The 19634-nt window shown below is 64.5% G+C and carries 21 protein-coding genes; 12 read left to right on the forward strand and 9 right to left on the reverse strand.

Annotated elements, in window-relative coordinates; all coding sequences use genetic code 11:
* Positions 1-13 precede the first annotated feature (13 nt).
* The 4 genes from trxA to AC1DDS_RS05705 all read left to right on the forward strand — a co-directional run bounded on the left by trxA (position 14) and on the right by AC1DDS_RS05705 (position 2361).
* On the forward strand, positions 14-967 hold the full coding sequence (trxA, locus tag AC1DDS_RS05690; protein WP_477477994.1) for a thioredoxin: 954 nt from the start codon (positions 14-16) through the stop codon (positions 965-967).
* 111 nt (positions 968-1078) lie between these two features.
* Positions 1079-1759, forward strand: coding sequence for an LON peptidase substrate-binding domain-containing protein (locus AC1DDS_RS05695; RefSeq protein ID WP_477477995.1), 681 nt, complete (start codon positions 1079-1081; stop codon positions 1757-1759).
* A gap of 9 nt (positions 1760-1768) precedes the next feature.
* Positions 1769-1957, forward strand: a complete 189-nt coding sequence (locus AC1DDS_RS05700) for a Trm112 family protein (protein WP_477477996.1) — start codon at positions 1769-1771, stop codon at positions 1955-1957.
* A gap of 32 nt (positions 1958-1989) precedes the next feature.
* A complete protein-coding gene (locus AC1DDS_RS05705) occupies positions 1990-2361 on the forward strand; it encodes a nuclear transport factor 2 family protein (protein WP_477477997.1) in 372 nt (123 codons plus the stop codon).
* Positions 2362-2377: 16 nt separating this feature from the next.
* On the opposite strand, the gene AC1DDS_RS05710 is transcribed toward AC1DDS_RS05705, so the two are convergent.
* Positions 2378-3598: a ubiquinone biosynthesis hydroxylase gene (locus AC1DDS_RS05710; RefSeq protein ID WP_477477998.1), complete on the reverse strand. Its 1221-nt coding sequence runs from the start codon at positions 3596-3598 to the stop codon at positions 2378-2380.
* An 84-nt stretch (positions 3599-3682) separates the two neighbouring features.
* Here AC1DDS_RS05710 and tesB point away from each other — a divergent pair, with 84 nt between their 5' ends.
* From tesB to AC1DDS_RS05740, 6 genes are all read left to right on the forward strand, one after another.
* Positions 3683-4567, forward strand: coding sequence for an acyl-CoA thioesterase II (gene tesB, locus AC1DDS_RS05715; protein ID WP_477477999.1), 885 nt, complete (start codon positions 3683-3685; stop codon positions 4565-4567).
* Between the two features lie 222 nt (positions 4568-4789).
* Positions 4790-5128 carry a P-II family nitrogen regulator gene (locus AC1DDS_RS05720; RefSeq protein ID WP_477478000.1) on the forward strand — a complete coding sequence of 113 codons (339 nt, stop codon included), beginning with the start codon at positions 4790-4792 and terminating at the stop codon, positions 5126-5128.
* A gap of 26 nt (positions 5129-5154) precedes the next feature.
* Positions 5155-6516 (forward strand): ammonium transporter, encoded by a 1362-nt coding sequence (locus AC1DDS_RS05725; protein WP_477478001.1) that lies wholly within the window; start codon positions 5155-5157, stop codon positions 6514-6516.
* Positions 6517-6775: 259 nt separating this feature from the next.
* A complete protein-coding gene (locus AC1DDS_RS05730) occupies positions 6776-9415 on the forward strand; it encodes an FtsK/SpoIIIE family DNA translocase (protein ID WP_477478002.1) in 2640 nt (879 codons plus the stop codon).
* A 91-nt stretch (positions 9416-9506) separates the two neighbouring features.
* A complete protein-coding gene (locus AC1DDS_RS05735) occupies positions 9507-10154 on the forward strand; it encodes an outer membrane lipoprotein carrier protein LolA (protein ID WP_477478003.1) in 648 nt (215 codons plus the stop codon).
* Positions 10155-10275: 121 nt separating this feature from the next.
* The gene (locus AC1DDS_RS05740; protein WP_477478004.1) at positions 10276-11082 is read left to right on the forward strand and encodes an exodeoxyribonuclease III; all 807 of its coding nucleotides are present in this window, start codon (positions 10276-10278) and stop codon (positions 11080-11082) included.
* Between the two features lie 17 nt (positions 11083-11099).
* Here the strand turns inward: AC1DDS_RS05740 and AC1DDS_RS05745 are convergent, their stop codons facing one another.
* Positions 11100-11555, reverse strand: coding sequence for a cyclic nucleotide-binding domain-containing protein (locus AC1DDS_RS05745; protein WP_310413508.1), 456 nt, complete (start codon positions 11553-11555; stop codon positions 11100-11102).
* Positions 11556-11664: 109 nt separating this feature from the next.
* On the reverse strand, positions 11665-12348 hold the full coding sequence (locus AC1DDS_RS05750) for a response regulator transcription factor (protein WP_310413511.1): 684 nt from the start codon (positions 12346-12348) through the stop codon (positions 11665-11667).
* Between the two features lie 157 nt (positions 12349-12505).
* Here AC1DDS_RS05750 and AC1DDS_RS05755 point away from each other — a divergent pair, with 157 nt between their 5' ends.
* Entirely contained in the window at positions 12506-13054 is a 549-nt protein-coding gene (locus AC1DDS_RS05755; protein WP_477478005.1) for a L,D-transpeptidase family protein, read from the forward strand.
* A gap of 57 nt (positions 13055-13111) precedes the next feature.
* On the opposite strand, the gene AC1DDS_RS05760 is transcribed toward AC1DDS_RS05755, so the two are convergent.
* From AC1DDS_RS05760 to rplS, 5 genes are all read right to left on the reverse strand, one after another.
* On the reverse strand, positions 13112-13630 hold the full coding sequence (locus AC1DDS_RS05760; protein ID WP_477478006.1) for a SixA phosphatase family protein: 519 nt from the start codon (positions 13628-13630) through the stop codon (positions 13112-13114).
* Between the two features lie 246 nt (positions 13631-13876).
* Positions 13877-15286 carry a 3-isopropylmalate dehydratase large subunit gene (gene leuC / locus AC1DDS_RS05765; protein WP_477478007.1) on the reverse strand — a complete coding sequence of 470 codons (1410 nt, stop codon included), beginning with the start codon at positions 15284-15286 and terminating at the stop codon, positions 13877-13879.
* Positions 15287-15525: 239 nt separating this feature from the next.
* Complete coding sequence (locus AC1DDS_RS05770; protein WP_477478008.1) at positions 15526-16347, reverse strand: amino acid ABC transporter permease; 822 nt, start codon at positions 16345-16347, stop codon at positions 15526-15528.
* Positions 16348-16355: 8 nt separating this feature from the next.
* On the reverse strand, positions 16356-17153 hold the full coding sequence (locus tag AC1DDS_RS05775; protein WP_310413527.1) for a transporter substrate-binding domain-containing protein: 798 nt from the start codon (positions 17151-17153) through the stop codon (positions 16356-16358).
* A gap of 242 nt (positions 17154-17395) precedes the next feature.
* Positions 17396-17914 carry a 50S ribosomal protein L19 gene (rplS, locus tag AC1DDS_RS05780; RefSeq protein ID WP_310413530.1) on the reverse strand — a complete coding sequence of 173 codons (519 nt, stop codon included), beginning with the start codon at positions 17912-17914 and terminating at the stop codon, positions 17396-17398.
* Between the two features lie 293 nt (positions 17915-18207).
* On the opposite strand from rplS, the gene AC1DDS_RS05785 reads away from it, so the two are divergent.
* Positions 18208-18954, forward strand: coding sequence for a sulfite exporter TauE/SafE family protein (locus tag AC1DDS_RS05785; RefSeq protein ID WP_477478009.1), 747 nt, complete (start codon positions 18208-18210; stop codon positions 18952-18954).
* Here the strand turns inward: AC1DDS_RS05785 and trmD are convergent.
* Positions 18936-19634, reverse strand: coding sequence for a tRNA (guanosine(37)-N1)-methyltransferase TrmD (gene trmD, locus AC1DDS_RS05790; RefSeq protein ID WP_477478249.1), 699 nt, complete (start codon positions 19632-19634; stop codon positions 18936-18938). The two genes, AC1DDS_RS05785 and trmD, sit on opposite strands and share 19 nt — an antisense overlap.

Genomic DNA, 19634 nt, shown 5'->3' on the forward strand with positions numbered 1-19634 from the left:
TGAGGAGAAGATGATGAGCGACAATCCCTATGCGACATCGTTCGGCGGACAGATGAACGCGGCCGTCAACTATGGCGGCGCCCCCGCGGCCGACCTGATCAAGGACACGACGACCGCGAATTTCGCTAAGGACGTTATCGATGCCTCGCGCCAGCAGCCGGTGCTCGTCGATTTCTGGGCGCCCTGGTGCGGCCCCTGCAAGCAGTTGACGCCCGTCATCGAGAAGGTGGTCAAGGAAGCCGCCGGCCGCGTGAAGCTCGTCAAGATGAACATCGACGATCACCCGTCGATCGCCGGCCAGCTCGGCATCCAGTCGATTCCCGCCGTGATCGCCTTCGTCGGCGGCCGCCCGGCCGACGGCTTCATGGGTGCCTTGCCGGAAAGTCAGGTGCGCGCCTTCATCGACAAGGTCGCAGGCCCCGCCGGTGCGGATCAGAAGGCGGAGCTGGAAGCCGTTCTCGGCGAGGCAAAAGCGCTTCTGGACCAGAACGACATTGCCGGCGCGGCCGATCTCTTCGGCGCCATCCTGCAGGCGGACCCTGACAGTGCCGCGGCCCTCGCGGGCATGGCCCAGTGCATGATTGCCGCCGGCCAGCACGAAAACGCCCGTCAGGCGCTTGCATCCGCCACCGAGGAAATGGCGAAGGATCCAGCGATCGCCGCCGTGCTGAAGCAGCTCGATCAGATCGAGGAGGCCCGCAAGCTCGGTGACCCGCAAGCCTTGGAGCAAGCGCTTGCCGTCAACCCGGATGACCACGCCGCCCGTCTGAACCTCGCCAAGATCCGCAATGTCGAAGGCGACCGGGAGGCGGCTGCCGACCATCTGCTGATGATCATGAAGCGCGATCGCACCTTCGAGGACGATGCGGCCCGGCGGGAGCTTCTCCAGTTCTTCGAGGTGTGGGGGCCGAAGGATCCGGCGACAATCGCTGCCCGGCGCAAGCTCTCTTCGATCCTGTTTTCCTGATCGATCGCCCCTCGACATCTTGAGAAATCCGCCGCAAACCCCATTTCAAAGGCATCGTGGCTGTCCGGCCCGCACTCCGGACGCCGCAAAATGCAAGGGGAAGGCGAGAAAATGCATGTCGGAAATGCGCGTTATCTGAAACCGGACGACCTGCCCGGGACGATTCCTGTATTTCCGCTCACGGGCGCCCTGCTTCTGCCGGGCGGGCAATTGCCTCTCAACATCTTCGAGCCGCGCTATCTTTCCATGTTTGACGACGCACTTGCCGGCGGTCGGCTGATCGGCATGGTCCAGCCGGTCTTCGGCGACCATGTCGAATCCGATCCGTCGGCGGAGGCGCCAGCGCTTTGCCGGGTCGGCTGCATCGGCCGCATCACCTCCTTCGCCGAGACCGGCGACGGGCGCTACATCACCTCACTGACCGGGGTGTGTCGCTACCGGCTGATCAGCGAAGTGCGCACGACCAAGGCCTACCGCTGCTTCAAGATTGCCCCCTTCATCAGCGATCTTTCCGGGGCCGACGACGAGCGCGGCGTCGACCGCGAGGCGTTGCTTTCCGCCTTTCGTGCCTATCTCGACGCCAACAAGCTGGAGGCGGATTGGGAGAGCGTCGAGCGTGCCAGCAACACGACGCTCGTCAACTCCATGTCGATGATGTCGCCCTACGGCCCCGCCGAGAAGCAGGCACTGCTCGAGGCGCCCGATCTCAAGACCCGCGCCGAAACGCTGATCGCGATCACCGAGATCGTGCTGGCCCGCGATTTCGGCGACGTCGACACACGCCTTCAGTAGGGCCATACCATGGACAACAAGACGCATCACGTCGATCCGAAGCTGCTGGAACTGCTCGTCTGCCCGCTGACGAAGGGACGGCTGTCCTGGAACGCGGAGGCCGGCGAACTGGTCTCCGAGCGGGCGAAACTCGCCTATCCGGTGCGCGACGGCATTCCGATCATGCTCGTGTCGGAGGCACGGGAACTGAAGGATTGACGCCGGACACCCGTAACAGGGAGAGACAGGCGATGGACATTCGATCGACACTGGAGCGACTGTGCGAGGCCTTCAACGCACATGATCTCGACCGGATCATCGCGTTCTTCTCCGACGATTGCGTCCTTGAAATGCCGAGGGGAGACAAGCCCTGGGGCTCTCGTTTCCAAGGCAAGGAACAAGTTGCAGCAGCGCTGGCCACACGCTTCGAAGGCTTGCCGGACGTCCATTATGCCAATGCCGAGCACTTCGTCGATGCGGACGCCGAGACTGGCATCTCCAAATGGCTCCTCACCGGCACCTCCCGCGAGGGACGGCGAACCGAAGTCCATGGCTGCGACTTCTACACGTTTCGCAACGGCAAGGTGATCCGCAAGGATTCCTACTGGAAGATCGTCGAGTAGCTGCCCGAAGGAATGCTCAGATCGGCTGACCGATCAGCATGCGCGGCTGGTCACTGCCGGAAAGCCCTTCGGCCTGGCGGATGAAGAACGATTTCAGCCCCGGAAGGCGATCGACGATCCCGAGCCCGAGATCGCGGACCACCCGCACCGGCGTGATGTCGTTGGAGAAAAGCCGGGTCAGCACATCCGTGGTCACTCCCATGCGGAACGTGTCGAAGCGGCGCCACGTCTCGTAGCGCTCCAGCACCGCGAGCGAACCGATGTCCAGCCCCAGCCTGTCCGCCTCCACGATCGTCTCGGCCAGCGCCGCCACGTCCTTGAAGCCGAGGTTCAAGCCTTGGCCGGAAATCGGATGGATGCCATGCGCGGCATCGCCGGCGAGCGCGAAGCGCGGCGCGATGAAGGAGCGGGCCAGCGTCAGGCCGAGCGGGAAGGCCCTGCGGCCGCCGACGATCTTGAGCGCGCCGAGCTTGTGGCCGAACCGGCGCTCCAGTTCTTCCTCGAAGACCAGGTCGTCGCCTGCGACGAGGCGATTGGCGTCTTCCGTCCGTTCTGTCCAGACGAGCGAAGAGCGGTTGCCCGTCATTGGCAGCGTCGCAAACGGGCCGGACGGCAGGAAATGCTCCTCCGCGGTTCCCTCGTGCGGTCGCTCGTGCTCCACCATGGTCACGATACCGGACTGGCCGTAATCGAAGCGGATGGTCTTGATGCCGGCAATATCGCGCAGCTTCGAGCGGACGCCGTCGCAGGCCACCAGCAGGCGGGTCTCCACGGTCTCGCCGTTGGAAAGGCGCACCTCGGTCGCGTGCGGACCGGTGGAGAAGTCCACCGCCGACGTTGCCCAATGAACCGGCAGAGCCAGCCGATCAGCGGCAGCAAGCAGGCTGCCGGTCACCGCACGATTGGGCACCATGTGGGCGAACGGTGAGCTGTCGTCTTCGGAACCGGTGCCCTCGAAGGTCAGGAACACGGGGCGGACGGGATCGGCGGTGCGCGAATCGGTGATCACCATCCGCCGGATCGGTTCTGCCTCCGGTGCGATCTGGTCCCAGACGCCGAGCACGTCGAGCAGGTTGCGCGCGGCGGCGACGAGCGCCGATGCCCGCTCGTCACGCTTCCAGGCTTCGGCCGGCGCGCCGTCGACGAGCTCGACCCTGAGATGCGGAGCTGCTGTCTTCAGCGCCACGGCCAGTGACAACCCGACATATCCGCCGCCCGCTACAAGAACGTCGATCATTGCGCTTCTCCCTGCCCCTTGAGCAACCCGAGCAGTCTATATAGAGGACGAAACCGTAGTTTCCTACCGTGGGAGAATGCCCAAATGTCACGCTCGGTCGAGACCCGTTCACCGATGGAGGAGTTGCTTTCGACGCTGGATCTGGAACCGCTGGAGGTGAACCTTTTCCGGGGGCGTAGCCCGAAGGTCGGCTGGCAGCGCGTGTTCGGCGGTCAGGTGATCGCGCAGGCGCTGGTGGCGGCCTGCGGGACCGTCGGAAACGACCGCTTCGTCCATTCGCTGCACGCCTATTTCGTCCGCCCCGGCGATCCGACGGTGCCGATCCTGTACGACGTCGACCGCGTTCGCGACGGCGCGGCCTTCACGACGCGGCGCGTCATTGCCGTCCAGCACGGCCGGCCGATCTTCTTCATGACGGCCTCCTTCCACCTCGATGAGGCCGGTTTCGACCACCAGATCCCGATGCCGAACGTGCCGCCGCCGGAGGAGTTGCTTGTCGAGGAGCAGATCCGCGAGCGCTTCCTCGCCCAGGCGCCGAAGAACATCCGCGAGTATTGGGAACGCCCCCGGCCGATCGAGCTAAGGCCGGTGGAACTGACGCATTACCTGTCGCCGGAAAAGCTGCTGCCGACCCAGAATGTCTGGGTGCGCGCAACCGGGCCGGTTCCGGATGCGCGCCACCTCCAGGCGGCGGTTCTCGGCTACCTCTCCGACATGACGCTGCTGGACACGGCGCTGTTTGCGCATGGAACCTCCGTCTTCGACCGGACGCTCCAGGTCGCGAGCCTCGACCACGCCATGTGGTTCCATCGCCCCTGCGCGCTCGACGACTGGCTCCTCTACGCACAGGACAGCCCCTCGGCATCGGGCGCGCGCGGACTGACGCGCGGCAGCCTTTTCAGCCGCTCCGGCGAACTTATCGCCTCGGTGGCGCAGGAGGGCCTGATCCGCAAGAAGGCGGCTGACTAATTTTAGCGCATCCGCACACAATCGCCGTTTTTTTAGGCGTATGCCGCAGCAATTCACTACCGCTCGTCAAGCTCCTTGTAAAAAACGCATATTTATCAAATACCTAAAGTAACCACTCGAATCTGGCACACTCCTTGAATGTGTATGCCCAGCAGCTGTAGCGACATGCTTGCGGCAGCGGGAACGGCTTCGGCCGTGGCAAGCACGAAGGATGGAAACCAGATGAAAATTGTGATGGCGATTATCAAGCCGTTCAAGCTCGATGAGGTGCGAGAAGCTCTCACCGCAGTGGGCATCCAGGGCCTGACCGTGACTGAAGTGAAAGGTTACGGCCGGCAGAAGGGGCACACGGAAATCTATCGCGGCACCGAATATGCGGTGAGTTTTCTCCCCAAGCTGAAGATCGAGGTCGCCGTTCCGACCGAAATTGCCGACAGGACCGTCGAGGCAATCGCCACCGCCGCCAAGACCGGCCAGATCGGCGACGGCAAGATCTTCGTCTACTCGATTGACCACGCCGTGCGCATCCGTACCGGCGAAACCGATTCCGAAGCACTGTAAGCACGGCAGATCAGGGAGCACCGTCAATGTCATCGCATACTCTTTCCAGCATGGTTGCCCGCCTGGGCGCCGCCGCAGCAGCACTTCTCGCCCCTGTCGTCGCCTTCGCACAGGAAACCGCCCCTGCGGCGACGGAAGCCGCAGCGGCCGCCCCGGTTCCGGACAAGGCCGACACCGTGTTCATGTTCCTGTCCACGCTGCTTGTCTTCTTCATGCTGATCCCGGGCCTCGCGCTGTTCTATGGCGGCCTCGTTCGCGCCAAGAACATGCTGTCGCTCCTGATGCAGTGCACGGTCATCGGCGCCATGATGATGATCGTCTGGGTCGCCTACGGCTATTCCTTCGCCTTCGGCGGCTCGACCAGCCCCTATTTCGGCGGCTTCGCCAAGATCTTCCTGGCGGGCATCTCGGTCGACAGCACGGCCGCAACCTTCTCCGACGGCGTCGTCATTCCGGAATACCTCTTCATGCTGTTCCAGATGACGTTTGCGGCGCTGACCCCGGCCCTGATCATCGGCGCCTTCGCCGAGCGCATCAAGTTCTCCGCCGTCATCCTCTTCACGCTGCTCTGGGCCACCTTCGTCTACTTCCCGATCGCCCACATGGTCTGGGACGGCAACGGCCTTATCTTCAACATGGGCGCGCTTGATTTCGCCGGCGGCACCGTCGTGCATATCAACGCCGGGGTGGCGGGCCTGATCGGCGCGATCATGGTCGGCAAGCGCACCGGCTTCGGCAAGGACATGATGGCGCCGCACTCGCTGACGCTGACACTCGTCGGCGCCGCCATGCTGTGGTTCGGCTGGTTCGGCTTCAACGCCGGCTCCAACCTCGAGGCCTCGGGTGGAGCGGTGCTGGCCACCGTCAACACCTTCGTGGCGACCGCAGCCGCCATCCTCGCCTGGTCGCTGGTCGAGAGCTTCACCCGCGGCAGGGCATCGCTGCTCGGTGCTGCTTCAGGCATGATCGCCGGCCTCGTTGTCATCACCCCGGCCGCCGGCTCGGTCGGTCCGATGGGCGCCATCGCGCTCGGGCTGCTCGTTTCGCCGGCCTGCTACTTTTTCGTCGCCGTCGTGAAAAACAAGTTCGGCTATGACGACACCGCCGACGTCTTCGGCGTCCACGGCGTCGGCGGCTTCATCGGCGCGCTTGGTACCGGAATCTTCACGGCACCTTGGCTCGGCGGCACCGGCGGAGCGGATTTTTCGATCACCTCGCAGTTCATGACCCAACTGACCGCCGTGGTGATCACCATCGCCTGGTGCGGGATCGTCTCCGCCATCCTCTACAAGGTCGTGGACGCGGTCGTCGGTCTGCGCGTAACGGTCGAATCGGAACGCCAGGGCCTGGATCTGTCCTCGCACGGCGAGGCCGCCTACCACGCCTGATGGAGTGCTTGCGACGGCGGCCCGGCTGCCGTCGTCGAACGCCCCATGGCGGCGATTGTCCGAATATGCAGTGCTTGGCCCGGGCCGTTGGTTCGGGCCTTTTTGCGTTGTCAGGCGGCAAATACCGAGGAAACGATCGACACGCTCGCCATGGTTAACATGCCATTAACGCTTGACCCGTTAGGGTCGCAACATCATCCACGCTCCCGAACCGGCGGGAAAAGCTCATCCGGACTGACCGCACGACAGGCTGAAACATATGGCGAGAAGCACATCGGCAATGCTGGACAACCGTCCCGAACGGTTCGTCCTATCCGCCTTTCTCTGGCGGCAGATACGGGCCCTCCTCGGCTTCGGCCTGATCCTGGCGCTCGCGCTTGCCGTCGCGGCGCTCTCCACGTGGAACGTGTCCGACCCGAGCCTCTCCTACGCCTCCGGCGGAGAACCGTCCAATGCGCTCGGCTATGGCGGTGCCGTCTTCGCCGACGTCTTCATGCAGTTCTTCGGGCTTGCGAGTGTCATCGCGCTCCTTCCCGTCGTCGCCTGGGCGATCGCGCTCATCAAGAACCGGCGGCTCGCCCGCGTCCTGAAACGCATCGGCGCCTGGTTCGGCGGAGCGGTGCTCGCATCGGCGGCGCTCAGCTGCATTCCCGCGCCGATCACCTGGCCGCTGCCGAACGGGCTTGGCGGCGTTTTCGGCGACATGATCCTGCGGTTTCCGGCCCTCTTCACCGGCACCTATCCGACCGGCACGCTTGCGAGCATCCTCGGCGCCTTGCTGGCGCTTCCCTCGGCCTGGTTGCTGGTGTTCAGTGCAGGCCTGATCGGCAACGACCCGGTAGACGAGGACGAGCTCCCGGCGCCGGCGCCGGTCGAACGGACCCGCACCGTCAGCGATGCCGAGGAAGAAGACGAAGCAGAGGGACCGCTGATGCTGGTAGCCGGCGCCCTGACCCACGCCTGGTACACCAACCAGGCCCGGGTACGGCGCCTGTTCGGCCTGTCCGGCCGGAGCAAGACCCATTCGCGCGCCGTCGAGCAGCCGTACGACTTCAACGACGACGAATTCGGCACCCTGAACGAACCCTCGCGGCCAAAAGCTGCATCAAGGTTCTCCGACCGGGTCGAACCGTCGATGGAGGGTGGTGCCCGCCGCGCCGTAACATCGCCGCCAAGCTCGTCCTTCGATGACGATGAGGACGACGGCGCAGAGCTGCCGCGTCCGGCCGGCATCCTGCCCGACGACGACGATTGGGCACCACGCGCCGCCCCGGCCGGCCCTGCGGGTCTGCGTTCGCGTATCGCCGCCGCCGCGCCGAAGCCCAAGGCCGGCCAGCGGATGGAGCGCGAGGCCCAGTCCTCGCTCGTCGGCCCTGATGGCTTCCAGCTTCCATCGCTGCACCTTCTTGCAGAGCCGCGCAATGTCACGCGCGATGCTTCGCTCTCGGCCGATGCGCTGGAGCAGAACGCCCGTATGCTTGAGGGCGTGCTCGAGGACTTTGGTGTCAAGGGCGAGATCATCCAAGTGCGCCCCGGTCCGGTGGTGACGCTCTACGAACTGGAGCCTGCGCCCGGCATCAAGTCGTCGCGCGTCATCGGGCTCGCCGACGACATCGCCCGCTCGATGAGTGCGATCGCCGCCCGCGTCGCCGTGGTTCCCGGCCGCAACGCGATCGGCATCGAACTGCCGAACCAGAGCCGCGAGACCGTCTATCTGCGCGAGCTGTTGGCCAGCCGCGACTTCGAGACCAGCAAGGCTAAGCTCGCCATGGCGCTCGGCAAGACGATCGGCGGCGAGCCGGTCATCTCCGACATCGCCAAGATGCCGCACCTGCTCGTCGCCGGCACCACCGGCTCGGGTAAGTCGGTGGCGATCAACACGATGATCCTGTCGATCCTCTATCGCCTGAAGCCGGAGCAGTGCCGGCTGATCATGATCGACCCGAAGATGCTGGAACTCTCCGTCTACGACGGCATCCCGCACCTGCTCTCTCCGGTCGTCACCGATCCGAAGAAGGCCGTCGTGGCCCTCAAGTGGACCGTCCGCGAGATGGAGGAGCGCTACAAGAAGATGTCGAAGATCGGCGTGCGCAACATCGACGGCTTCAACAGCCGCGTCGAGCAGGCGATCGCCAAGGGTGAAGCGATCACCCGCACCGTCCAGACCGGCTTCGACCGCCAGACCGGCGAGGCGATGTACGAGACCGAGGAATTCGACCTGCAACCGATGCCCTATATCGTCGTCATCATCGACGAGATGGCCGACCTGATGATGGTCGCCGGCAAGGACATCGAAGGCGCCGTGCAGCGCCTGGCGCAAATGGCGCGCGCCGCCGGCATCCACGTCATCATGGCGACGCAGCGCCCGTCCGTCGACGTCATCACCGGCACGATCAAGGCGAACTTCCCGACCCGCATCTCCTTCCAGGTGACCTCGAAGATCGACAGCCGCACCATCCTCGGCGAGCAGGGCGCGGAGCAACTGCTCGGCATGGGCGACATGCTCTACATGGCCGGCGGCGGGCGCATCCAGCGCGTCCACGGCCCGTTCGTCTCCGATGGTGAGGTCGAGGCCGTCGTCGCCCATCTGAAGACCCAAGGCGCGCCGCAGTATCTCGACGCCATCACCGAGGACGACGACGAGGACACGGACGGCGGCGGCCCGGCCGGCACGTCGAATCTCGAGGACTCGGACGACCCCTACGACCAGGCCGTGGCCGTGGTCCTACGTGACGGCAAGGCCTCAACATCCTATATCCAACGTCGGCTCGGCATCGGCTATAATCGGGCCGCCTCGCTCATCGAACGGATGGAGCAGGAGGGCATCATCGGGGCGGCGAACCACGCGGGCAAGCGCGAGATCCTGGTCCCGACGGAAGATGAAATCACGAGCCGGTAACGTTCCCTGCCGCAGCGCGAACCGGCGCCGGAGATCGCGCCTTGATGGCGCCGTACTTGGCGTACATGAGAGCGACATAAAGGAGATCAACATGAGCGCTGACCAACCGACCGCCGGCATGGGTACCACGCGACGCGGCTTCGTCGGTCTGACGGCGCTGCTGCTCGCAGCCGGACCGTCCATCCTGGCGCCGCGCCCGGCCGCCGCCCAGGCTTCCGGTGCGGCTCAGCGGATCGCCGACCATTTCTCCTCCGTGAAGACGATGATGGGCGAGTTCGTGCAATTCGGCCCGCGCGGCGAGCAGACGGGCGGCAAGTTCTACATCAGCCGCCCCGGCAAGATCCGCTTCAACTACGAGGACCCTTCGCCGATGCGCGTCATTTCCGACGGCCGCACGGTGGTGATCGGCAACCGCAAGCTCAAGACCTGGGACGTCTATCCCCTGTCCAAGACGCCGCTCAATCTGCTGTTGGGCAACCGCATCGATCTCTCGACACGGATGGTGCGCGGCGTGAAGGAGGAAGCCGACCTGACGACGATCGTGCTCGGCGACCGCAACATGTTCGGTGATTCGACGATCACCATGATGTTCGACCCGAAGACCTACGACCTGCGCCAGTGGACGATCCGGGATGCGCAGGGCAAGGACACATCCGTCATGATCTTCAACGTCAAGACCGGCGTGCAGCTCGACGCGAAGATCTTCAGGATCCCCTTTGAGGAGATCCACGGTCGATAACCGTATCCCGTCGGCCCGAAGACATCAAAGCCGCAGAGGTTTCGCCGCTGCGGCTGTTTTCTTCTGTGCAAGACCCGTCTAAGTACCTGGCAAACCTGACGCTGGGAATACGAGGACACCGATGCCGCTTTCGATCGCAACCTGGAACATCAACTCCGTCCGGCTGCGGATCGGCCTTGTCGAGCATTTCCTCAAGACCTACGAACCGGACATCCTGTGCCTTCAGGAAACCAAATGCCCGAATGACCAGTTCCCGTCGAAGCCGCTGAAGGCGCTCGGCTATGAACACATCGTCATGCATGGCCAGAAGGGCTATCACGGGGTCGCGACGATCTCCCGGCTTCCCCTGACCGAACTCGTCGAGCGGCGCGATTATTGCGGCGTCGGCGACGCGCGGCACCTGTCGGTCGTCTTCACACATGGCGGCAAGTCGATCCGCCTGCACAATTTCTATGTGCCGGCCGGCGGTGACGAGCCGGATCGGACGATCAATCCCAAATTCGGCCACAAGCTCGACTTTATCGACGAAATGAAGCTGTTGCATGCGGAAGCCGAGGCCGGCATTTCCTCGATCCTCGTCGGCGATCTCAACATCGCTCCGCTGGAGCACGACGTCTGGTCACACAAGCAGTTGCTCAAGATCGTCAGCCACACGCCGGTCGAGGTTGAAGGGCTGACGGAAGTGATGACAAAAGGCGCATGGGTCGACCTCATGCGCCGCAAGATCCCGGCCGACCAGAAGCTCTACACCTGGTGGAGCTATCGCGCCCAGGACTGGGCCGCGGCCGACCGTGGGCGCCGTCTCGATCATATTTGGTCGTCGGCCGATCTCGACGCGTATCTGTCCGAAATCACTGTCCTGCGCGAAGCGCGCGGCTGGGAGCGCCCCTCCGATCACGTGCCGGTCATCGCGACGTTCGATCTGTAAGTCTGTAGGAGAGAGGTTCAGGCGAAGCGGCCGGCCATGCCCTTCGCGCCGCTGATCATGACTTCCAGATTGGCCCGGATGCGCTCCTGCACCAGCATCGCCACGTCCGGATACTCTTCCAGCATCCTTCGGAACAGCGGACGGTTGATGCGAATGACCTCGCTGTCTTCCGTCGCCGTGGCGGTGAATTTCCGTTCGACGACGGAGATCATCGCAAGCTCCGACAGGAGCGACCCTCGGCCGGCGGCGCCCTCGTCCCGCACCGAGCCGTCGCGCGCGGTGGAATAGAGGCGAAAATTGCCCGAGGCGATCACGAAGCCGCAATCGGCCGACGTGCCTTCGCGGAACAGTGTCTGGCCTTCGACGAGCCGGCGGCGCTCGGCGCCAAAGGCCATCAGCCGCAGCTTGTCTTCCGAAAGTCCGGAAAACAAGGGAACCTGCGCGAAAAGCCTGATATCGTCTATGAGAGCCAAGCGGCGCCTCCGGCATGCTGTCGAGGCTCCGCGAACCGCGAAGCCTTGTCGAATTCTTGGCGAATCCAATATCGGCAACGACCCGCCGCGTCCAGCGGGCGCGGGAGCATCAGGGGACGATCTTGTAGCCGCCGTTCTCGGTGACGAGGATCTCGGCATTTGACGGGTCGCGCTCGATCTTTTGGCGCAGCCGGTATACGTGGGTTTCGAGCGTATGGGTCGTGACGCCGGAGTTGTAGCCCCACACCTCTTCGAGCAGGACATCGCGGGTAACCACCTTCTGGTCCGCCCGATAGAGGTAGCGGATGATCGCCGCTTCCTTCTCGGTGAGACGGATCTTCTGGCCGTTGTCCATCGTCAACAGCTTCTGGCCGGGCTTGAAGGTGTAGGGGCCGACGGTGAAGGTGGCGTCCTCGCTGCTCTCGTGCTGGCGCAGTTGTGCGCGGATGCGGGCGAGAAGCACGGCAAAACGAAACGGCTTCGTGACGTAGTCGTTGGCGCCCGCTTCCAGGCCGAGGATGGTGTCGGAATCGGTGTCGTGCCCGGTCAGCATGATGATCGGCGCCTTGAAGCCGCCCTTGCGCAGGAGCTTGACGGCCTCGCGCCCGTCCATGTCCGGCAGGCCGACATCCATGATCAACAGATCCACCTGGCCCGCGCGCGCGGCCTGCATGCCCTTGGCCGCCGTCGTTTCCTCAAGGATCGTGAACTCCTCGTAAAGCGCAAGCTGCTCGACCAGCGTTTCACGCAGGTCGTTGTCATCATCGACAATGAGGATCGTTCGCGACGTCATCTTTTCCCTTCCGGTATTCGAGATGAACCTAAGCAAAATTGTCCTTTTGACAACCCCGCTTGGGTTATTGGTAAGCTCCGGGTCCCGCAGCCGTGCCAGTGTATTTGCGGAGATTGGCGGACATGACACAACTGCATGAGCACCTACGGGCCGCAGCATGAGACGAATAGCAAAGACAGCACCAGAAAAACACGGCACAATCGTGGTCCGGCGTGCCCCTGCGAAAAAGAGCCGCGCCATTCTGCAATACGGAGGGTTGCGCATTCCGGCGGCGATCGGCCGCAGCGGTACAACTGCCCTCAAGCGCGAAGGCGACGGCGCCACCCCGATCGCATCGATGCGCCTGCTTCACGGCTTCTGGCGGGCGGATCGGCTGAAAGGGCCTGCGACCGGCCTGCCGATGCGACGCATTCGCCCTGGCATGCTGTGGTGCGATGCGCCGGAGAGCCCGTCCTACAACCGGCTCGTGGACGCGCCCTTCCGGGCAAGCCACGAGGAAATGCGGCGTACCGACAGCCTCTATGATGTCTGCCTCGTTCTGGACTGGAACATCACGTCGCGGTGCAGGAACAGGGGATCTGCCATCTTTTTCCACCTCATTCGGCCAGGCTATGAACCGACGGCCGGCTGTGTCGCGGTGAAGGCGGGCGACATGATGCGGCTGCTGCCGTTCCTGCGACGGGGCACCTGGCTTCGCGTGATCTGAAGCGCCGTGCGCACCGGCGACCGCGCGGCAGTCCGCTCCGCTCAAGCGATGGACGTCTCAGGCGATGGACTTCGGCGTCACAAAGCGTTCCAGCGTGCCGGTCCCGGCATGCACATCCGACCAGAACTCCAGCGAGAAATCGAACACCGCCAATGCGGCGGTTGGAAATTTTTCGCCAAGCCGCCTGACGGCATCGGCGTCCCCGGCACCGACGAGGGCGAGCGCAAACTGCTGCAATCCGGGATTATGGCCGACCAGCATCAGGCAGCGCACGGCGGCGTTGGTGTCACGAACCACCTCCACAAGCCGGTTTGGCGGCGCCTCGTAGATCGCGTCGATGTCACGCTTTTTCACGCCCTTTGGCAGATTCGGACCGACCAGGTTCCAGGTCTCCTGCGTCCGCCGGGCCGTCGAGACGAGGACCAGGTCCGGTATCAGGCGCTCCCGCGCCATGTAGGCGCCCATCCGCGGTGCCGCTTTCTGTCCGCGCGGCGCCAGCGGCCGCTTGTCATCCGCGACGTCGTCCGGCCAAGCGGATTTCGCATGGCGCAGCAGAATAAGGCGGCGGTCAGTCATCGTCTGCTCCTCCGAACGCATGAGAGCAATGGATGTTCAAGCCCTCTAAAGAGCGTCGCGATCTTTCAGATTCGCCTGCCACGCTTTAGGTCCTTGCTCCTCCGCATGTCTTCGTCCCGAAACGGTTTCCACTTTCGGGAGACATGCTCTACTACGGCGACCATCCCGGCCCAAATGCAAGAGGCCGCCCTTCGCGGACGGCCCCTTCGATCTGCACATTCGCAGCAATGGCCGCGCGGGCCCGGTTCAGTTGAACTCGCGGATGTCGACGAAATGGCCGGACACGGCAGCCGCCGCCGCCATCGCCGGCGAGACGAGGTGGGTGCGGCCCTTGAAGCCCTGGCGGCCCTCGAAGTTGCGGTTCGAGGTCGAGGCGCAGCGCTCGCCCGGCTTCAGCCGGTCGTCGTTCATGGCGAGGCACATGGAACAACCCGGCTCGCGCCAGTCGAAGCCCGCTTCCTTGAAGACCTTGTCGAGCCCTTCCGCTTCCGCCTGCTCCTTCACCAGGCCCGAGCCCGGAACGATCATCGCACTGACGGTAGAGGCCACCTTCTTGCCCTCGACGACCTTGGCGACTTCGCGCAGGTCCTCGATGCGACCGTTGGTGCACGAACCGATGAAGACGCGGTCGATGGCGATGTCGGTGATCTTGGTCCCCGGCTTCAGGCCCATGTAGTCGAGCGCGCGCCACTTCGAGGCCCGCTTCGTCTCATCGGCAATCTCGTCCGGGTTCGGCACGATGCCCTGCACCGAGACGACGTCCTCCGGCGAGGAGCCCCAGGAAACGATCGGTGGCAGGTTGGCGGCGTCGAGCACGACGACGCGGTCGTAGTGCGCGCCCTCGTCGGTGTGCAGCGTCTTCCAGTAGTCGAGCGCCATGTCCCAGGCCTTGCCCTTCGGCGCGCGCGGCTTGTCCTTGACGTAGGCGAAGGTCGTCTCGTCCGGAGCGATCAGGCCGGCGCGGGCGCCGCCTTCGATCGTCATGTTGCAGACCGTCATACGGCCTTCCATCGACAGCGAGCGGATCGCCTCGCCGGCGAACTCGATGACGTAGCCGGTGCCGCCGGCGGTGCCGATCTCGCCGATGATGGCAAGGATGATGTCCTTGGCTGTGACATGCGGCGGCAGCTGGCCGTCGACGCGCACCAGCATGTTCTTCGCCTTCTTCTGGATCAGCGTCTGGGTGGCGAGCACGTGCTCGACCTCGGACGTGCCGATGCCGTGCGCAAGCGCGCCGAAAGCACCATGCGTGGAGGTGTGGCTGTCGCCGCAGACGATCGTCATGCCCGGCAGCGTGAAGCCCTGCTCCGGACCGACGATGTGGACGATGCCCTGGCGGATGTCATTCTCCGAGTAATATTCGACGCCGAATTCGGCGGCGTTGTTGGCGAGCGCCTCAACCTGGATGCGGCTTTCCTCGTTCTTGATACCGTGCTTGCGGTCAGGCGAGGTCGGCACGTTGTGGTCGACGACGGCGAGCGTCTTTTCCGGATGGCGGACCTTGCGGCCGGCCATGCGCAGCCCCTCGAAGGCCTGCGGGCTCGTCACCTCATGGACGAGGTGCCGGTCGATGTAGAGAAGACAGGTGCCGTCTTCCTGCGTGTTGACGACATGGTCGTCCCAGATCTTGTCGTAGAGGGTACGGGGTGCGCTCATGGCTCTTCATCCGGTTGATGCGATGGAAATGGAAGCGATTGCGGCAGGAGCCGCGGGATCCGAATGGATCAGGCTAGGCGGCTCGTGAGCGCCCCGCGCACGCGCGCGAAGAAGCGTACCGGCAGGCGCTTGTGATCCTGCAGAACGACGATATGCGCGCCAATGCATGCAAACTTGGATTCCATGGGCCGCACATATCAATTTTTCGGCGCCCCGGCAATCGGAGAGATTCGCCGCTATCAGCGCTCAATACCCCGCCGCAGCCGCTGCTCCAGACCGCGCAGTGCCACCGACAGGCCGATCGTCAGGATCAGGTAAACATAGGCGACGATCGAATAGGTCTCGAAGAAGCGGAAGGATCCGGACGCGTAGACCTTGGCCATCTGGGTGATGTCGGAGACGCCGAGCACGGAGACAAGCGAGGAATCCTTGACCATGGCGACGAAGTCGTTGCCGAGCGGCGGCAGGATGACGCGGATCGCCTGCGGAAACACGACGAGGCGGAAGCGCTGGGTGCGCGACAGGCCGAGCGCCTTGGCCGCCTCGACCTGCCCCTTGTCCACCGACTGGATACCGGCCCGGAAGACCTCGCCGATGAAGGCGGAATAGCCGATCATCAGCGCGATGATCGCCCGCCACATCAGCGACACGTCCCGGACGAGCAGCGGTTCGACATAGCCGGCAGCGACCAGCGGCGCGATGACGAGGTTCGCCAGTGCCACGAGGGCCGGCGCACCGACGAAGGCGATGTAGAACAGCAGCACCAGGATCGGCACGCCGCGGATAACCTCGGTGTAGAACCGGGCGACCTGGCGCAGCGGCGCATGGTCGGAAAGTCCGAGCAGCGCCACCCCGAGCCCCAGAAGCGTGGCAAGCACGAAGCCGACCATGGTAACGAAGATCGTCACCCACAGCCCCTTCAGGATGACGCCGAAGACCTGGGCATAGATGTCGTTCGCGGCGATGACGACGGCGATGGCGAGGCCGATCGCAACAAGGGCGACCAGCCACCAGGGATAGTCGCCCTTCGCCGCTCCCGGACGGGGGGATACGGATGCCATGGGGTCGCTTACTGACCCATCTTGTAGTCGAGGAACCATTTCTTGTTCAGCGCGTCCAGCGTTCCGTCCGCCTTCAGTGCGGCGATGGCGGCGTTGATCGGGGCCACGAGGTCGGAGCCCTTCGGGTAGATGAAGCCGAAATCCTCGGTGCCGAGCGGTTCGCCGATCACCTTCAGCTTGCCTTCCGAGGCATCCACATAGCCCTTGGCGGCGACGCTGTCGGTGAGGACGAGATCGACGTCGCCGGCCTTCAGCGCCTGCACCGTCGCACCGAAGGTCTCGAACAGCTTGATGCGCGGGTTCTGCTCATTGCCGTCGAGGATCTCGTAGACGGCCGTGTAGAAGGGCGAGGTGCCCGGCTGCGCGGCGATCAGGCCATCGGCGAAGGCGCCGAAGGTCTTGGCATCGGTGAAGCGGTCCTCGTCGGCGCGCACCAGCATGAACTGCTGCGAGCGCATATAGGGGTCCGAGAAATCGACCTTCTCCTTGCGGTCGTCCTTGATGGTGATGCCGGTCATGCCGACCTGGTACTGACCGTCATGCACCGCCTGGATCATCGCGTCCCAGCTGGTGTTCTGGTACTCGACCTTGAAATTCAGCCGCTTGGCGATCTCGTTCATCGCGTCATATTCCCAGCCGATCTGCTCGCCGGTCTTGGGGTCGACGAATTGCAGCGGCGGATAGGCGTTCTCCGTCACGACGACGACCGTCCGCCCGCCGAGATCGGGGAGATCAGCTGCAGCAGCGGTCAGCGGCATGAGGGCAAGGGCGGAAAGCCCGGCAAGGATTGTGCGGCGGAAAAGCATAGGAATTCTCCTGAAACGTGGCGAGCGAAACCTGTCACAGATCGCGCGGCACTGGCAAGCGAGTTGGTGCCAGATTTCAGGTGCAGGAGGCAAATCCCTTCCGCAAGGGTTGTCTTGGACGTGCGCGGTCACTGACTTTGGCGGCCTGCGGAACTGGCCTCCGCTTGGACACCGACGGATCAAAGCAAAAAGGCCGCCGGGACTAAGCCCCGACGGCCTTTCAGAAAGAATACGCGCCGTTCTTATTCGGCTGCGGCTTCCGCTGCCTTTGCGGCTTCGGCGGCCTCGGCTGCTGCCTTCTCGGCGGCGAGCGCCTGGGCGGCTGCTACCTTCTCGGCTTCCAGACGTGCCTTTTCCTGGGCTACGGCTGCACGCTCGGCGTCGTTCAGCTTGCGTGCGCGGGTGCCGGTGTTCTCGACGATACGGGCTGCCTTGCCGCGACGATCGCGCAGGTAGTAGAGCTTCGCGCGGCGAACCTTACCGCGGCGGATGACTTCGACGCCTTCGACGAGCGGCGAGTAGACGGGGAATACGCGCTCGACGCCTTCGCCGTAGGAGATCTTGCGGACGGTGAAGCTCTCGTTGATGCCGCCGCCGGAGCGGGCGATGCAGACGCCTTCGTAGGCCTGCACGCGGGTGCGGCTGCCTTCCGTCACGCGGACGTTGACGCGCAGCGTGTCGCCCGGGGAGAATTCCGGAAGGGTGCGCTTGGCGGCGATCTTGGCGGCCTGTTCGGCCTCGAGCTGTTGGATGATGTTCATCGGTCTAACCTTTACGTTCTTCTGAAACAGCCAGAGCGCTCGACCTTCTCCCGTCGGAAGACCTCGGGGAAATGCCCGTTGCCGGGCAGGAGCGGATTCGCCATTCTTTGCTTGCGGTTTTCCGGGATGATCCCAAAACCGTGTCGGCCATTACACCAATCGCCAGCGCTTGTCATCCCTGCCGAAACGATAAATCGCCTTTTCCGGCATCGGGGATTGCCGCCCCGGTGCTCGGGGCGATATCAGACGGTCGGTTAAGCCGTTGGCCGGGGGAGGCCAACCGAGGGGGAAACATGCCGATTACCGATGCCGCATTCCTGTTCGTCGCCGGGTTTCTGTCCGGCGTGGTCAACGCGATCGCGGGTGGCGGCACCTTTCTCACCTTCGGCGCCATGACCCTGACTGGGGTCCCGCCCATCGTCGCTAATGCAACCTCATCGATCACCCAGTTTCCCGGCTACGTCACCTCGGCGATGGCCTACTGGCGCGAAATCCGCGCCGACTGGCGGGAAGCGGTGAAGGTCGGCGTCCTCTCGCTGATCGGTGGCGTCAGCGGATCGCTGCTGCTGCTGTCCATGTCGAACCCGGGCTTCCGCACGCTGGTGCCGTGGCTGCTCATGGCGGCGACCGCCATCTTCGCGGCCGGACCCCTGCTGCGGCCCAAGAACCTGCACGCCGAGCAGCCGATCGGTCCGCTTGGCCTCTTCGGCCAGTTCGCGACCTCGATTTACGGCGGCTTCTTCGGTGCGGGCATGGGCATCATGACGCTTGCCGTGCTCGGCCTCTCCAAGGGCGGCGACTACCACAAGCTCAATGCCCTGAAGAATTTCCTCGCCATGCTGATCGCCGCGGTGGCGATCATCGTCTTCGCCAGCGGCGACGTGGTCGGCTGGCCGCAGGCCGCGGTGATGGTGCCGGCCGGCGCGATCGGCGGCTATTCCGGCGTCTGGATCGCCCGCCGCGTGCCGCAGAACCTGATCCGGACGCTGGTCATCGCCGTCGGGGCATTGCTGACGATCTACTATTTCGTGACCGGCTGAGCGCTCAGAAGGTCCGGGCGGCGCTCCTCGGTCAGCCGGCGCGCCTCTCCCAGTCGCCACTTCTCGATCTCGGCATGGTGGCCGGAAGCAAGCACGGCCGGGATCTCCCGACCCTCCCAGACCTGCGGGCGTGTGTAGTGCGGATGCTCCAGCAGTCCGCCCTCGAAGCTCTCGTGTACGCCGGACAGCGCATTGCCCATCACCCCGGGCAGGATGCGGACGATCGCGTCGAGCAGGATCATCGCCGCCGGCTCGCCGCCGGACAGGATGTAATCGCCGATCGACACCTCCTCCAGCCCGCGCGCGTCGATGACCCGCTGGTCGACCCCCTCGAAGCGGCCGCAGACGATGACGGCGCCCTCACCTGCAGCGAGGTCGCGCACGCGGGCCTGCGTCAGCGGCCGGCCGCGCGGGCTCATCAACAGTCGAGGACGCGTATCGCCCTCCGGCGCGGCTTGGTCGATCGCGCTCGCCAGCACGTCCGGTTTCAGCACCATGCCGGCGCCGCCGCCGGCCGGCGTGTCGTCGACGGTGCGGTGGCGGTCGGTGGCGAAGTCGCGGATCTGCACGGTCTCGAGCAACCAGTCGCCACGGCTAAGCGCCTTGCCCGACAGCGATTGGCCGAGCAAGCCCGGAAACATCTCCGGGTAGAGCGTCAGGACGGTGGCGCGGAAAGCCAC

It is taken from the genome of Mycoplana sp. 10N416 (assembly GCF_056394765.1).